The following is a 16153-nucleotide window of genomic DNA, read 5'->3' as shown; positions in this document are numbered from 1 at the left end:
CTAACAAAGACCGGATTACTCAGGGTAGTCCGGTCTTTTCTTACTAGGCGTTATTTAGTTTTACGTAGGTTCAGGTTTAGCCTACGTTCAATGTAGTCTCGCTTTTTAATCACTGCCTGCTCATAACTTAGCGATAGTCGCCTTCATGATATAGTTTATAGTCAGCTAATTATACGAGTAAAGCACTAACTAGCGAATCTCTCTAGCAATAGTGCTATTTTGGATGCCACTATATTTAAAAGATTAACTAAAATATAGTATAGGTGTTTATATGCGACCATCTACAATAAAAAGGATAATGATATGAGCCAATCTGACAATACTGATATTGATGGTACCAATGTTGATAATACTGATAGTAATGCTATGAGTCATGATGCGGAACTCGCAGCACTTGATATCAGTGCAGCCGATAGCATTAGTGATGAGGTATTGGATACGTTTTATGATCGTGCTCATCTACTGTCTGTGATGAGGGCAGTTTTGGATTATATCGATGAGCGTGTCGGTAAAGGTCTGACGTTACCCTATTTTGCAGATATAGATACCGAGCTGTGGCAAGAGAAATCTAAAGCATTAGATTTATATATTACTGATGATATTGAGGGACGCGCTCTAAATTTAGAAGCACGTGGTAAAGACTACGCGACCAATATTTTATCTTATCCGAGCGAGTTGCCTGCTGCTATCATACAGTTAATGCCAACGTTACCGCTTGGCGAGCTTATTATCTGTCATGAAGTGATGGTACGTGAGGCGCAAGAGCAAGACAAAACCCTAGCACAGCATATTAGCCATTTATTGGTGCACGGTATGCTGCATTTGCTAGGGTTTGATCATGAGCTTGGACAGGCTGAGCAAGATGAGATGGAATACTTTGAAATTGAGATTTTGGCAGGTCTAAACCTACCAAATCCGTATATCTAACACAGCTGTTTTTATCAATTAGTCTTTAGCCCAGTTAGTCTTTAGATAGTGGTAGCTTTTGTGCTTGACCCATTTGATTGATCATATGGTCCAAACCTTTGACATGGACGCTACGCTGCGGGAATGGAATTTCAATCTTTTCATCATCTAACGCGTGCTTGAATTGTTCAAGCAATTGGCACTGCATCGACCACCAGTCATCGTTGGTGGTCCAGACGTTCAGTGTCAAATCAACTGAGTTGTCGCCTAGATTGGTCACTCGTACGATAGGCTCAGGATCGGTAAAAGACAGCGGGTTGTTTCTGGCTAGGCTCAGCATCAGATCTTTGGCTGTTTTGATATCCGCATCATAGCCAATACCAACTGTAATATCGACACGGCGATTGGGCAATGCAGTGTAGTTGACTACTGGCGATGTTGTGATGTCGCTGTTCGGGATAATAATATCGTGATTGTTGATCGTCGTTAGATGGGTGTTGACCAAGTTAATCTCTGTCACTGTACCTGTATAGCTACTGATCTGCACATAGTCACCGCGCACAAACGGACGAAAAGTCACAATCATAATCCCAGCAGCAAAGTTTGACAGCTGATCCTTTAGTGACAGACCAACGGCAACTGCAGCACCACCCAAAATAGCAACGACCGAGGTAGTCTGTACGCCAACTTTGCTAAGTGCGGCTAAGACTACGACAACCAATAGCACGCCATACAACAGACGACTTAGAAAGCCAGAGACTGTTTCATCTAAATGACTACGCGTCATCAAACGATCTGCAAAAGCGACAGCCTTCTTGGCAAGCCAGCGCCCGACAATGAATATTAATATGGCTAGTGCTACCTTTATGACTAGCTCTAATGCATTGTTGGTGAGCGCTGCAACATCTACTGTAAAACCTAAAAATTCCATACTGACTCTTTATTCTATAGCGGTGTATTATAAATTTGGGTACTGGTTACTTACCATTATCTTGTTTGCAATGACCATCGCCAAGCAATGATTTTCGCCAAAATAGTATGACGCATTCATTGCTACTCTATGTTCGCTTATCGTGTTACTTACTTTCTCTAACGTTAGTATGTAACGTCCACTGTGTCACTATAACGATAAGTACGTATCAGGCGCAGCTCAACGATATCACGCATATCTTTGGTAAATGGTCCGAAAGGTGCTGCTTGCCTGACTGATTGCTTGGCTGCTTCATCCAGTATCGTTGAGTTTGAGCTTTCAAGCAGACGAATGGCCTTAATATTGCCGTTATTACTGATGATAACCATCAGCCGCACTTCACCTGTGATACCTTGCGCCCGCGCTTGCACAGGATAATGCAAGTTACCGACGCGCTCGACGTGTTCACGAAAAGTATTGATATAATCTGCTGCTGCTCCGCGCGTGGTCGAATTACTATCCATCGTTACCACTTTGGACTTTGTCGCATAGACTTGCTGGCGCTGAGACAACTGTGCTTCCAAAGTCGCGATTTGCTTACGCAGACGCTCCTCTTGTGCCATTAGATCGTCTTGTGCTTGTTTACTGTCATTATCCGACTCTACGCTCGCCTGCCGCCAACTCAACGTAGTGCGCAGATAGCTCTCTTGATAGCGCTGCTGTCGTACTTGACGCTGTAAGTTGATGACGTCTTGCGTCTCGCTCATTTGCTCAGCAGACAGTGGACTTATTTGGTCATTCTCTTGTCTGAGCTGCTCCTCTACTGTCCCGCCCCCTGCTTGTGAGGCGTTGGCAATAAATTGAGCATCCTCATTTGGTTGCATATTATCGGTCAATGCCTTTGCGACATCTTGCATCATTGCTGCAGGGTCTTTACCCATTGAAAAGCTTATACCAAAAATAATCAACACGTGTATGGCGACCGCAATAACGACTGCCACAGGTAAGCTCACATCGCGCTTTGGAGGCTGAGCTGAAAAATGGTAGCTTTGTGAGTCTTTGATATAGGCCACAGTAGGTCTCTGCTTATGGATGCCGTGTATCAGTAACCGCACTTTTCAATAGCTACGATATAAGCACTTTAACGACAGGCACGATATATGTTGGCGCTATCATAACATGACATATAATTATGTCGCTAGCTTAACCATCAACGGTATTGCTTTAACCTTATCATTTAATACTTGTGTCACTTAATACTGTGTCATTGAATACCGTTCTCACTGAACACTTTCAATTCGAGCAATAAGTTATATTAATCTTAGTAAGAATCACATTCTCAAAATCATAATAAAACAGATACAAGGCTTGTGATATCAAATGAATTGTCATAAAACGCATGTGTCCATTTTGAAGCCACTGTATTTGTTATATACTGTTTTAGCACTGTGGCACTGAGCACCCTATTATTCGGTGCAAAATCATTGTCTACTGGTATCTGATACAAGGTTTTCGTTTATACCTGATACCAGTACGCTGTGTACCACCTATCGAATGATAAGCCCTATAATTGTAAGGATAATAAGTTTGAGTGACTTTGATAACGTAAACAATTCAGACAATTTTGACGAGTTCTTTGAGAATATCGGCTATCGTTTTGACGAGTCACTCGGCAACGGTTGGGATCGCATTGCTCAGTCGGTTAGAGATATCTATAACAGAACCACAGAAAAGCTCGAAGACGAGATATCTTTACCCATCGCACAAACCTACGTTAACGATGCGCTACAAAGTTTTGTGACGGACAATGTAAAAGCGATATTAGAGCTGCGTGTTGAGCTGCACGACGACTGGTTTCGTCTTTACTGTACGGTTGATGCAGGCGGTATATATGCTGAGATCGCCAGTAATTTTAGCTTGATCCATGTACAGCTTGATCGCAACGTCCAGCGCTTTGTGTTTGGTCAACAAACCTATACCGACATACTAAACCTACGCTGTGAGTCTTTTATCAAACGCCAAGGCGTCAAGCTTGCTATCTGGTTTTATCATAGTGTCCTTAAAAAAGACCCGCTGGGCTTTATCCTCTCTTATGTCAATATCGCACGGCCAAAAGACGAGGTTATTTACCTCGATATCCATCGCTGGCTAAAGAACAATAAAAAGATCATGGGCGCTTTGTATAAGGTGCAGGTAAATTACGGTAAGCTCGAAGAAGATCAGATGGTTTTGAAGGCTCAAGTCAACTATCGTGACCTGCTAGCCTCAACAAACAACGAAGATATTATTGGCGATGATGACGAGCCTCAAATCATGCAAGGCCCGATAAATCCTATCGACGACGCAACGGAACCTAGCCAAGGATAGTGCGCTAAAGTAAAACCTCAACACATAAAAAAACGCTGTATCTAAAGTCTAATGACCTCAAAGATACAGCGTTTTTTGTGAGATTGACTATGACTACCAGTAATTCTCGACAGCGATATTGCCTTCACCGCGGCGATTCATCACCAGCCCTAGCGTCTTCAGTGTCTCTTTGGTATCTTCTACCATATCTGGGTTGCCGCATAGCATGACATGAGTCGTGTCAACATCTAAAGCGATCCCTGCGCGCTCTTGCAGCCTACCCTCTAACAACAGCTTAGGCAAACGCTCTGACAGTGCACCTTCGACAGTCTCTCTTGTGACAATAGGGATAAAGATAAGTTTTGCTGGGTTATCAACTAGCGTGCCAAAGTCTTCTTGCAAACGCTCAATCTGCTCAACGTAAGCAAGCTCCTCTATAGAACGTGCGCTATAAGCCAGTACGATATGCTCGTAGTCTTCCCACGTCTTTAGATCTTGTAGCATCGATAAAAATGGCGCAAGGCCCGTACCTGTGGCAAGTAACCATAAATCCTTTGGTAAAGGTTTTTGATAACGTGCTAACGTCAAAAACCCAAATGGCATGGTGTTAAGCAAGAGCTCATCGCCTACTTGTAAATGCTGCAACTGCGATGTAAAGGCACCATCAGGTATCACAATAGAGAAAAACTCTAGTACCTCATCAAACGGCGAAGACACAATCGAATATGCACGAAAAATATCTTCATTCAATGCTGCATCAGTAGCGGCATCATTTGCGTCATTCTGCTGCTGGTAATATTTCAACTGACTAGGATTGACCCCTAAACGTACAAACTGCCCTGCTGTAAACTTAAAACTCTCAGGACGGCTGACGGTAAAGCTAAATAGATTGGGCGTCCAAGTAGTCTTACTCAGCACCGTTACCGTTTGAATATTATCACTCATAGTTATTCGTCACTCATACTTTATTGAACTGTATTTTTATAAGAGACCCTCGCGAGGTAAGTAACGACAAGCGAAGGCAGGCAAAAAAAGATGCGCCAAGCTTATCATAAAGCGGGCGCATCTTGGTTTTTTAACCGTAACAGCAGATAAGGCCTATCTACTGCTCAATCTTGATACTACCAAATACGAGCCAAACTTGCCCACTCAATCATGCTGTTCGGCAAGATACCAAAGAACAGAATAATCGCTGTGACCGCAATGACCATGATACCACCCATACGAATACCCCATTGTCCAGAGACATCAAACTCAATGAACTGCTTAGGACGTTTGAATAGCGTAAGTAAAACGCGCAAGTAGTAGAATAGACCAATCGCACTACCCAAAATAATCATCGCAGCCAAGAACCAATTGGTTCCTTGTACAGCAGCTAAGATAGCAAATAGCTTGGTGATAAAGCCTGCCGTTAGTGGAATACCAGCCAGTGACAACATCATGATAGTCATCACAGCGGTCAGTACTGGACGACGCCAGAATAACCCCTGATAGTGAGTCAGCTCGTCAGCTTCACCAGATAAGCGGTATGGACTCGACATCAACGTCACGACACCAAAGGCACCAATAGAGGTAAAGGCATAGACTGCCATATACATACTAGAGATACTATCAGCAGCTGAGCCAATACTGACGATAACAATCATCACGTAACCCATATGGGCAATAGAAGAATAACCGAGTAGACGCTTTAGACTGGTCTGACGTACTGCCAGTAGGTTACCCACTAAAATAGACAAGGTAGCCATTACCATTAGTAGCATTTGTACTGATGGTAGTGCTAATAACGCCGTATCGATCAAGAAGCGAACCGCTAGCGCCATCATCGCAACTTTTGATACAGAGGCTAAAAAAGTAGCGATAGGTGCTGGTGCCCCTTCGTACACATCGGGTGTCCACATGTGAAAGGGAGCTGCAGAGAGCTTGAACGCGATACCAAACATCATCATCGCCGCACCCAAAATCAGTAGTGGCGACTCAAATAAATTACCCAGTACCATGTTGATTGGCTTAAATGCCAAAGAGCCGACTTCTGCATAGATAAAGGCCATGCCCATCAGAAGCGTTGCTGATGCGGTCGCCGATAGCACCAAATATTTAAGTCCTGACTCAAGCGACTGGTTACGCATATATGTGTAAGCCAGCATCCCATATAGCGGTACTGATAGCATCTCTAGACTCATAAAGAACGATGCCATGTGCTGCGCGCTTACCATTAGTAGTGCACCAGTAGTCGCTAGCAACATGAGCAAGTATAGCTCTTCTTTATTGTCTTTGAGGTTGGCGAGGTACGCATACGATAGCGTACAGCAAGCCAAGGCACAGACAAAAATCACTACCATATTAAACTGAGCGAAGTTATCAATAACAAATAACTGCTCAGCATTTGGCGCAATAGCACCGCTCTCGATTAGACCAGCCATTTGCCCTAATAAGGTAAATAGACCGATGTTTAAGCCGACCACTGTAATCGTACCAGTGACCATATGAGAGCGTTTAACAGTGAGGGCAATCATCACCACGAGTACCGTAATGACCACGGCAATGATCGGCGCGTAAGGCAACAATCCTATCAAATCATTCATCTTAATCTCATTCATGACTTAACGTGCCTCCATTACATCAAGCAGTTGCGATGCATCTACCTGCGTCACTTGACTGTATATATATGCGTTATTGATCCACTGCATCGCATGACTTGACGTATCAAGGAATGGTTGCGGATATAGTCCAAGCCATACCAAACCAGCAGCCAGCATTAGTAGTAGTGACAACTCGCGTTTGCCAAGATCTTTGAGTTTACGAACAGGTAGGCCATGTGACTTGGTTTCTCGCTCTGCCAATGCGGCGATGTTGTTTTCACCAAACAATGCGCGATGAATCAAAATAAGTGAGTACAGACCCGCTAATACCAAGCTGAATGTTGCAAACACCACAAACACAGGGTACTGAGCAAATGAGCCAAATAAAATCATAAACTCGCCAATGAAATTACCTGTCCCTGGAATACCAAGCAATGCGGCACAGAAGAACATCAAGATCGGCGCGTAGTAACGGAACTGACCCCACATACCACCCATCAACGTCAAATCACGAGTATGCAGACGCTCATACAACTGTCCTGCCATAATGAATAATGCCGCTGAACTAAGCCCGTGCGCGAGCATCTGAATCATAAGACCTTGTAAGCTGAGTAACGTGCCTGCATAGATCGCCAGTACCACAAAACCCATGTGCGAGATACTGGTATATGCCAGCAAACGCTTCATATCGGTCTGCATAAAGGCGAGCCACGCACCATAGAAGATACCGATCGTACCCAAGGTAATTGCTATCGGTGCAAACTCTTGTGACGCTACTGGGAATAATGGCAACACAAAACGAATCAAACCATACGCAGCCGTTTTAATCAAAACACCTGCCAAATCTACCGAACCAGCTGTTGGCGCCTGTGCATGCGCATCTGGCAACCAACCATGGAAAGGAATGATTGGCAGCTTCACCGCAAAGCCAATAAAGAAGCACAGCATGATTGGATATTCCCAGCCGCCAAGAGACGTACCGAGCAGATCATTATAGTTAAAGCTTACTACCCCTTTTTGGGCATAGCTGATAATGACCAACACCAAGATACCGATGAGCATGATAAGCCCAGACGCTTGGGTATAAATAAAGAACTTAGTTGCCGCGTATTCTTTGGTTTTACCAACCACATCATGACCCCAAATGGCGATCAAGAAATAGATAGGAACCAACATCATCTCCCAAAAGAAGAAGAATAAGAATAGGTCAATCGCTAGGAAAACCCCGATGACGCCGCCCAAACTCCATAGCAAGTTTAGGTGGAAAAAACCAACACGGCGCTGAATCTCATTCCAAGAACAGGCAACAGCTGCCACACCTAGCAAACCAGTCAATGCCACCATCATCAATGACAGACCGTCTAATGCTAAATGAAAACTAATACCGAAGCTTGGTATCCATGGCACACTAAACTCAGCGACCCAAGGCACCGCCGCATCTGGCGCAATGACCTGCTTGCTCATACCGCTAAAATCACCTTGCTGCCAAAGTACCAATGACAACGCAAAGGTCAACGTCATACCAATTAAGGCAATCCAGCGCGGCAGACGTTTATTAAATCGCTCTACCAACCAGCATAGCAACCCTGCAATAAAGGGAATTGCGATTAATGCTGGTAGCATCCACGTTTGTTGTAATTCAATCATCTTTTACACCACCGTCATCATTACCAGCACCAGCAATACAGCCATACCCAAACCAAAGCTTGTAGCATAACCTCGAAGTGACCCTGTTTGCGTCGCAGACAATACTTTGTTACCTACTGAAGCCAGTTTAGGTAATGTTAGCCACGTTTTATCGATAGGGTCGGCTTTAAGTAAGCGGCCGATGAACAAAAAGGGTTTTACAAAAATCACATCATACAGCGCATCAAAACCTAGGCCATGGTAGCACCAGTGATATAGCGCCCCACCAATACGTGAGCGCTTAAAGCTGGTCAGCATGCGACCTTTATTGACGACGTATAATAGTGCTGCCAATATCAAACCTGCTGCCATCGCACCCATCGCAATATACTCTGCGGTGTGCTTAGCGTGATCTTGACCTGCAACTTCTAACAGATGACCCACACTCTCCGGCAATACGCCTTGTAGTGGCGGTGTAATCCATGCACCAACGGCTGTAGATAGCACGAGTAATACCGTCAACGGTAACCAATACGACACCCCTGATAGTTTATGCGCATGGGTTTTTTCTTCACCAAAGAATATGATCCAAATCATACGGAACGTATAAATCGCGGTTAAGAAAGCACCAAATACACCCATATAGAATAGTACTAAGTGACCTGTTGCATAAGTTTCCCAAAGAATCGCTTCTTTAGAATAAAAGCCAACGGTAACCCAAGGTATCGCAGCGAGTGCACCGCCACCGACGATATAACACCAAAACACCAATGGAATCTTTTTGCGCAGGCCACCCATCCTAAAGATGTCTTGCTCATGATGTACGGCAAGGATGACCGCACCTGACGATAAGAACAGTAATGCTTTGAAAAAAGCATGGGTCATTAGATGGAAGATTGCCCCTTGCCATGCCCCCACGCCAAGCGCCAAAAACATATAGCCAATCTGACTCATGGTCGAGTAAGCAAGGATACGTTTGATATCTGTTTGCGCGAGCGCACAGAATCCAGCAACGACAAGCGTCAATGCACCCACGCCGCCAACCCAATACAACAAGATGCCCGGCGTCAGCTCAAACAATGGATGTAAACGGGCAATCAGATAAACCCCTGCCGTTACCATCGTCGCAGCGTGAATAAGTGCTGATACAGGTGTTGGACCTGCCATCGCATCAGCAAGCCATGTATGTAGTGGCAACTGCGCTGATTTACCCATCGCGCCGCCAACCAACATCATGGTCGTTAGCATCATCGTTGGATTGTTGATGTCAAACACTTCCGGCGCACGCGTAATAATCTCTTGGATATTAAGCGTACCGAACTCGCGGAATAATAAGAACAAACCAAAAGCCAAGAACACATCACCGACACGTGTGACGGTAAAGGCTTTCATTGCTGCAAGACCATTGGCTCTATCGTGGTAATAATAACCAATCAATAGATACGAACAGATGCCCACGCCTTCCCAGCCAAGATATAGCAGGAACAAGTCGTCTGCTAGCACCAGTAACAACATACTGGCTACGAATAAATTCATATAGCTAAAGAAGCGCGCAAAGCCAGTGTCGCCTTTCATGTACCAAGAAGCAAATAGATGAATCAAAAAGCCAATGCCAGTGATAACGCCCGTCATGGTCAATGCAAGACCATCAAAGCTTAATCCAAAGTTTGGCGCAAAGTCGCCCACTTGGAACCATGTCCACAGCGGAACCTGTACGACCGTTCCTGCTGGATTGGTGGTCAAAAAGGTATAGCTAACCACCAGCGTGCATAGTGCTGATAACAGCATGCTACCTACGCCAACAATCGCTGCGACCGTCTCTGATAATTTGTCACGCATAAAGGCTAAAATCAAAAAGCCAATGAGCGGAAATATAAAGGTTAATGGTAATAAACTCATGACATCATCCTTTCATCTCATTGGCGCTATCGACATCGAGATGCCCACGCTGATGATAAAAACGCAATAATATTGCCAGACCAATTGACGCCTCGGCCGCAGCCAAGGTCAAAATAAAGATAAACATAATCTGTCCGTCTGGATCGACCCAGCGACTACCGGCTACTACAAATGCCAATGCTGCCGCATTCATCATGATCTCAAGACTCATTAGCATGAATAGGAAGTTACGTCGTACCATGACGCCGCACAGACCGATGGCAAATAAAATTCCTGCCAAAATCAATCCATGGCTCATGGGTATCATACCCAGTACGTTCTGCGCCTCAGCAACTGGCTGTACTAAGCCTGCCACCTCGTGGGCAAACGGCACGTTTGACACATCTTGTGCCACGCTTGCTGCTAGTACCATTAGTCTGACTCCTTGCGCGTAACTTTATTCGCACCTACTTGACTACCTGCCCTCGTACCTACCTTCATACCTACATAGTCATGCGGGTCAACATCTTTATATTCGTAGGGCTTAGCCATTTCTACGCCATCATGCTGTGTAAGCATACTATCATTGTCGTATTGTTTGATACTGCCCACGCTCGGCTGAAAGTCTTGGCTATCGTTACCGATGACCTCATCGTCGACTGTCTCTTTACCTAAATGATAAGCGGCGACCAAGGCTGCCAATAATAGCAATGCTGCTACTTCAACCAACATAATGTATTTGGTAAATAGCACCGTACCCACTGCTTTGGCAGAGATAGTCGTGCCACCCATCATGACGGCTTCATCATGATTGAGACCAATCATCGCATAGAGCACAACGGCAATAATTATCGTCAATCCTGTCGGTATCGCCCAAGTGCCTGCATCGAGCCAACGCTCTTCGCGCTCGTCATTACTCATGCCCAAGTTGAGCATCATGATAACGAAGACAAACAGCACCATAATGGCACCGGCATAGACAACGATTTCTAGCGCACCAGCAAACGGCGCACCTAGTACAAAAAATATGCCAGCAATCGCTAACAATGACACAATCATCGATAAGATAGCATGCACTGGATTGGCCTGAGTCACCACGCGCAGACTGGCAAATACTGCCACTGCCGCAAGCGAATAAAACCCAGCCAGTTCAGGATGGTTTAAAATATTCATCATGGTAGCAAGCTCCTTAGATCAATCGGTGCAGACTCATTTTGTGCTGCGCCTTTTGGTTTGTCCGCTACCGCCATACCTGTCACACGATAATAGTTATAATCAGGGTATTTACCTGGTCCTGAAATGAGCAAATGCTCTTTTTCATAGACCAAATCTTGGCGCTTATATTCACCCAGCTCAAAATCTGGGGTCATTTGAATCGCTGTCGTTGGACATGCCTCTTCACACAATCCGCAAAAAATACAGCGCGAAAAGTTAATTCTAAAAAACTCTGGATACCAGCGACCGTCTTCACGCTCAGCTTTCTGTAATGAGATACACCCTACCGGACAGGCCACCGCACACAAGTTACAGGCAACACAGCGCTCGTCTCCATCAGGGTCGCGCGTGAGGACAATACGTCCACGAAAACGCGGCGGTACAGGTACCGGCTCTTCAGGATAAAGGATGGTATCACGCGGTCTGAGCGCATGACTATTGACCATCCACATGCTGCGGACAATGGTAAATATACCAATGACGGTCTTTTTTATGGTAGTAAACATGGGATTATTATCCTTATCAGCTTTACCCTAGTTCATCAGTGATAACTACTAGTAATGACTATAACGTTGGGGAAAAGATCAAAATGACCGCAGCCGTAATCAATAGATTGATCAAGGTTACGGGCAGACATACTTTCCAGCCAAAGTTCATCACCTGATCATAACGCGGACGCATGAGTGAGCCTCGAGCCAAAACAAACAATGTCATAAAGAACAGCGTTTTAATCATGAACCAAAAAGCTGGTGGAATAAATGGAATATCTAAATTAAAAGGTGCCAGCCAACCACCAAAGAACAAGCAAGTCATCAAGGCCGAAATCAAGACAACGTTGACATACTCGCCAATGAAGAACATACCGAATTTCATGCCCGAATATTCGACATGGTAGCCTTCGGCAAGCTCTTGCTCGGCTTCTGGTTGGTCAAATGGATGTCTGTGCGTTACCGCCACACCAGCGACCACAAAGGTCAAAAAGCCAAAAAACTGCGGAATGATGTACCAACCGTCCGCTTGTGCCTCAACAATGGCGCGCAGGTTAAATGAACCTGTCAGCGCCACCACGCCCATCAATGATAAGCCCAAAAACACTTCATAACTGATGGTCTGTGCCGCAGAACGCAAACCACCAAGCAGTGAGAATTTATTAGCAGATGCCCAACCACCGAACATCACGGCATAGACCGCAATACCTGCCATGGCAAAGAAAAACAAAATACCAATATCCCAATCAACCACGCCCAATGTCGGCGAGATAGGAATAATGGCAAATGAGGCCAACGCCGTAAACATGGCAACCGCAGGCGCCAACGTGAACATAAACTTATCGGTAAATTTTGGTGTCCAATCTTCTTTAAAGAAGATTTTGAGCATATCTGCAATGAGCTGCAATGAACCAAAAGGACCAACGCGGTTCGGGCCATAACGGTCTTGCCATAAGGCTAGCATGCGGCGCTCATAGACGATCATCATTGCAGCAACCAGTACCACAACCAAAAAGATGACTAGCGATTGACCTACCAAAAACAAAATAGACCAAGCATCAAAGCTAATGCTATTGGCCAAAAATCTTGGCACATCAGGGATAATACGAGTCACTTGCATATTACACCTCCTGTGTCGTGGTCGGTGCTGCGCTCATATGCTCAGCCACATTGTTATTCATATCGTTAGCCATGCTACCCATCATCGTTACTGGCGCATCCACTTTACGTACCGACGCTGGCATTGATGGATGAATGATACTCACCTGCCCGACTGGATAGCCGATGCAGCCTTCTGCTAGATAACCAACCAACTGTACTGGCAAAGTAATTTGCTGTTTATCAATCTCAATCGCCAAGTAATCACCAGCAGCGATATTCCAGTCTTTGGCATCATCAATACCGATGCGCCATGCAGCAACGGGTAGTTGCTCTGCGACAAGTGGGCTACGTGATGCCATCATTGAGCTGGCATAGATGTTATGGATCGGTACCAGCTTGGCTTGGCCTTGTTGTAAATCAGTGGTGTTTGCAGACATAGCCTCTGGTGCCACGTACTGACGAGTGGCTAGACGCTCTAGCTGATCGAACAAGCGCACACCTGGATCGCCATTTTTTAGATGACCACCAACTTTGTCTTGGTATTTGTTCCATGCTTGCGGTGAGTTCCAGCCTGCTGCACTGGCAAAAGGAATCATCGAGCTTGGTGTTTCTTTACCGCTATAGCCTTCCATTGAGAAAGTTAAACCTGTGTCCAAATCTTTTGGCTGCATCGGCTCATGTACTGAAATCGGTGCACGCATGGCGGTACGACCTGAGTAACGACGCGGCTGACGCGCAATCTTAAGACCAGTAATACGGTAGTCCGCTTCAGGTGCAGCGCCTTTGATACCTGCAAGTTTAGGGTGCGTTGCGATCAATGCATTAATCACGTCATCAAGCTGCGTCCAATCAACATCACGACCTTCGATGCTACTATGGACAGCATGTATCCAGCGCCAGCCTTCTTTGATACTACTCATTGGATGGTAGTAGTTATTGTCATAGACTTGGAAAAAGCGCTGGGCACGACCTTCGGCAGATATCAGGGTACCATCAGCCTCTGCAAAGCTAGCCGCTGGCAATACGATATCGACGTCTTTATGCCAATCAAGCAACTGATGATCTAACGCAATGACTGTTTTGTCCGTCAATAGCTGCGTCAGCTTAGTAGCATCAATAGCGTCTGTTAGCTGGTTTTCTGCTACCACAACCACATCATAATCGGTGGCGAGTAGCTCTTCAACTGAGTGACCACCAAGCATACAGACACCCATACTATTGGCATCAGGAACCGTTAAGTAGATACCTGCTTGCGCTTGGTATTTAGTATTAACTTCTTTCAGCTCAAGGTTTTCAGCAGGCTCGCGTTCTATATCGTCCTGCACTTCTGTATCCACACCTGTTTCAGGCTTGTTCGGTTTGGCTGACAGCTCTTTATCTTCTTCAGGCTGATCATTAGCAGACTGCGCTTGGGCTTTGACTTTGGCATTATGTGCCTCAACCTGCTGCTGCTCAGTCGCTTTGATTGCCGCGCGTTTTTGGGTCAACGCTTGGGTAATCTGCGCCGCTGCTTCTATCAATGCGGTAGAAGACAGGCTACTACCTGACACAACCAATGGCTTATCGGCTTGGATCAAGTCATAAGCGATTTGCTGCGCCAATGCTTGCATACCGTCAGTTTCAGTACTTGTATCAGTGTCTTGCTCAGCCGCTTGCGGATCTACTATTTCTGATAAGTCGTCAGAAAGGTTTGTAATCTCATCAGCAACCTTAAAGCCAAGTTTAATAATATCTTCGGGAGTCGCAACCACACTCACTTTACTGATGTCTTCTAGCTTGGTTTGCGTCACATCGATAACATAGACTGGGCTCAGCGTATCTTGAGCAATACGTTTAACTGGTTCGGCAAGCCACGGCTGTGTCTGTAACGCAGCCGCCATTTTCAAGCCTTCGTTTTTTGCCGCTTGGCGTACTGATAGCGCGACTCTTGATGAGGTTTGCGTGATGTCTTCACCTAATACGAGCACCGCATCGTGCGCTTCGATATCGGTCATACTAGGGTTATAAATACCTTCAGTGCTCAGCACTTCTATGCACTTATTGACCAGTGCTTGCTGCTGATGGTTCAGACCGGTTGAAAAGTTATCAAAGCCGACTAGGTTTTTTAGCGCAAAGTTGGTCTCTAGACTGGCACGCGGTGAGCCAATACCAATGACTTTTTTATCTTTGATACGTTTGATGGTTTCATCAAGTGCATAGTCGATATTGATTTTGACATGCTTATCATTGATACGTTCAAGCGCTTGCGTTGGACGATCCGCGCGGTTGACGTAGCCGTAACCAAAGCGACCACGGTCACATAAGAAGTAACGGTTTACTTCTCCGTTATAGCGGTTTTCGATACGGCGCAATTCACCATAACGCTCACCTGGTGAGATATTACAACCAGCCGAGCAACCATGACAGATGCTAGGCGCATACTGCATGTCCCACTTACGATTGTAGCGATCAGAGTGGGTTTTATCAGTAAACACACCGGTTGGGCAGACTTCAGTCAAGTTACCTGAAAACTCACTTTCAAACTGCCCATCTTTATCACGGCCAAAGTAAACGCGGTTGTTTGAGCCATAAACACCCAAATCTTCACCGCCCGCATAGTCTTTATAAAAACGTACACAGCGATAGCAAGCGATACAACGGTTCATCTCATGCGCGATGAATGGACCAAGCTCTTGATTATGATGTGTGCGCTTGGTAAAGCGATAGCGACGACGGCTATGACCTGACATATACGTCATGTCTTGCAAGTGACAATGTCCGCCCTCTTCACAAGTTGGACAGTCATGCGGATGGTTGGTCATGAGTAGCTCAACCATCGACTTACGGAATGCTTTGGCTTCATCGTCAGTCACAGAGATGTACATATCATCGCCAGGAGCGACCATACAGGACATCACTAAACGACCTTTGCCCGCTTCCATGTCATCTTTATTTTGGAATTGCTTGACCGCGCACTGACGGCACGAGCCTACTGAGCCAAGGGCTGGGTGATAACAAAAATACGGCACATCAATGCCGAGTGATAAGCAGGCTTGTAGTAAGTTGTCGCTGCTATCTACTTCGACAGTGGTCCCATCAATATGTATGACTGCCATGCCGCT

13 protein-coding genes are annotated in these 16153 nt (G+C 45.4%); 2 read left to right on the top strand and 11 right to left on the bottom strand.

The window, feature by feature from the left end:
• Positions 1 to 366: 366 nt before the first annotated feature.
• Positions 367 to 927, top strand: coding sequence for an rRNA maturation RNase YbeY (ybeY, locus tag NJD71_RS00220; protein WP_442967633.1), 561 nt, complete (start codon positions 367 to 369; stop codon positions 925 to 927).
• Positions 928 to 961: 34 nt separating this feature from the next.
• Here the strand turns inward: ybeY and NJD71_RS00215 are convergent, their stop codons facing one another.
• Complete coding sequence (locus tag NJD71_RS00215) at positions 962 to 1837, bottom strand: mechanosensitive ion channel family protein (RefSeq protein WP_319049923.1); 876 nt, start codon at positions 1835 to 1837, stop codon at positions 962 to 964.
• Between the two features lie 164 nt (positions 1838 to 2001).
• Entirely contained in the window at positions 2002 to 2889 is an 888-nt protein-coding gene (locus tag NJD71_RS00210) for an energy transducer TonB (protein ID WP_319049922.1), read from the bottom strand.
• Between the two features lie 514 nt (positions 2890 to 3403).
• Between NJD71_RS00210 and NJD71_RS00205 the strand changes: the two genes are divergently transcribed.
• Positions 3404 to 4183 carry a hypothetical protein gene (locus tag NJD71_RS00205; RefSeq protein WP_319049921.1) on the top strand — a complete coding sequence of 260 codons (780 nt, stop codon included), beginning with the start codon at positions 3404 to 3406 and terminating at the stop codon, positions 4181 to 4183.
• A gap of 93 nt (positions 4184 to 4276) precedes the next feature.
• On the opposite strand, the gene NJD71_RS00200 is transcribed toward NJD71_RS00205, so the two are convergent.
• From NJD71_RS00200 to nuoG, 9 genes are all read right to left on the bottom strand, one after another.
• Positions 4277 to 5107 (bottom strand): ferredoxin--NADP reductase, encoded by an 831-nt coding sequence (locus tag NJD71_RS00200; protein ID WP_319049920.1) that lies wholly within the window; start codon positions 5105 to 5107, stop codon positions 4277 to 4279.
• A 176-nt stretch (positions 5108 to 5283) separates the two neighbouring features.
• Positions 5284 to 6762 carry an NADH-quinone oxidoreductase subunit N gene (locus NJD71_RS00195; RefSeq protein WP_319049919.1) on the bottom strand — a complete coding sequence of 493 codons (1479 nt, stop codon included), beginning with the start codon at positions 6760 to 6762 and terminating at the stop codon, positions 5284 to 5286.
• 3 nt (positions 6763 to 6765) lie between these two features.
• The gene (gene nuoM / locus NJD71_RS00190; RefSeq protein ID WP_319049918.1) at positions 6766 to 8391 is read right to left on the bottom strand and encodes an NADH-quinone oxidoreductase subunit M; all 1626 of its coding nucleotides are present in this window, start codon (positions 8389 to 8391) and stop codon (positions 6766 to 6768) included.
• A gap of 3 nt (positions 8392 to 8394) precedes the next feature.
• Positions 8395 to 10269: an NADH-quinone oxidoreductase subunit L gene (nuoL, locus tag NJD71_RS00185; protein ID WP_319049917.1), complete on the bottom strand. Its 1875-nt coding sequence runs from the start codon at positions 10267 to 10269 to the stop codon at positions 8395 to 8397.
• A gap of 4 nt (positions 10270 to 10273) precedes the next feature.
• Positions 10274 to 10582 (bottom strand): NADH-quinone oxidoreductase subunit NuoK, encoded by a 309-nt coding sequence (gene nuoK / locus NJD71_RS00180; protein ID WP_025653102.1) that lies wholly within the window; start codon positions 10580 to 10582, stop codon positions 10274 to 10276.
• Positions 10583 to 10680: 98 nt separating this feature from the next.
• A complete protein-coding gene (gene nuoJ, locus NJD71_RS00175; protein ID WP_319049916.1) occupies positions 10681 to 11424 on the bottom strand; it encodes an NADH-quinone oxidoreductase subunit J in 744 nt (247 codons plus the stop codon).
• A complete protein-coding gene (gene nuoI / locus NJD71_RS00170) occupies positions 11421 to 11969 on the bottom strand; it encodes an NADH-quinone oxidoreductase subunit NuoI (RefSeq protein ID WP_010198902.1) in 549 nt (182 codons plus the stop codon). The genes nuoJ and nuoI overlap by 4 nt, the downstream gene beginning before the upstream one ends.
• A gap of 58 nt (positions 11970 to 12027) precedes the next feature.
• Positions 12028 to 13071, bottom strand: a complete 1044-nt coding sequence (gene nuoH / locus NJD71_RS00165) for an NADH-quinone oxidoreductase subunit NuoH (protein WP_319049915.1) — start codon at positions 13069 to 13071, stop codon at positions 12028 to 12030.
• A 1-nt stretch (position 13072) separates the two neighbouring features.
• Positions 13073 to 16147, bottom strand: coding sequence for an NADH-quinone oxidoreductase subunit NuoG (gene nuoG / locus NJD71_RS00160; protein ID WP_319049914.1), 3075 nt, complete (start codon positions 16145 to 16147; stop codon positions 13073 to 13075).
• Between the last annotated feature and the right edge of the window lie 6 nt (positions 16148 to 16153).

Source organism: Psychrobacter sp. PP-21, assembly GCF_033790785.1.
GTDB lineage: Bacteria > Pseudomonadota > Gammaproteobacteria > Pseudomonadales > Moraxellaceae > Psychrobacter.
The sequence above is the reverse complement of the archived record's forward strand: the minus strand, read 5'-3'. Positions and strand labels throughout refer to the sequence as shown.

Excerpts from the sequence above, each read along its gene's own strand:
- ybeY (WP_442967633.1), top strand. The coding sequence starts at position 367 with ATGAGTCATGATGCGGAACTCGCAGCACTTGATATCAGTGCAGCCGAT.
- NJD71_RS00215 (WP_319049923.1), bottom strand. The coding sequence starts at position 1,837 with ATGGAATTTTTAGGTTTTACAGTAGATGTTGCAGCGCTCACCAACAAT.
- NJD71_RS00200 (WP_319049920.1), bottom strand. The coding sequence starts at position 5,107 with ATGAGTGATAATATTCAAACGGTAACGGTGCTGAGTAAGACTACTTGG.
- NJD71_RS00195 (WP_319049919.1), bottom strand. The coding sequence starts at position 6,762 with ATGAATGAGATTAAGATGAATGATTTGATAGGATTGTTGCCTTACGCG.
- nuoM (WP_319049918.1), bottom strand. The coding sequence starts at position 8,391 with ATGATTGAATTACAACAAACGTGGATGCTACCAGCATTAATCGCAATT.
- nuoL (WP_319049917.1), bottom strand. The coding sequence starts at position 10,269 with ATGAGTTTATTACCATTAACCTTTATATTTCCGCTCATTGGCTTTTTG.
- nuoJ (WP_319049916.1), bottom strand. The coding sequence starts at position 11,424 with ATGATGAATATTTTAAACCATCCTGAACTGGCTGGGTTTTATTCGCTT.
- nuoI (WP_010198902.1), bottom strand. The coding sequence starts at position 11,969 with ATGTTTACTACCATAAAAAAGACCGTCATTGGTATATTTACCATTGTC.
- nuoH (WP_319049915.1), bottom strand. The coding sequence starts at position 13,071 with ATGCAAGTGACTCGTATTATCCCTGATGTGCCAAGATTTTTGGCCAAT.
- nuoG (WP_319049914.1), bottom strand. The coding sequence starts at position 16,147 with ATGGCAGTCATACATATTGATGGGACCACTGTCGAAGTAGATAGCAGC.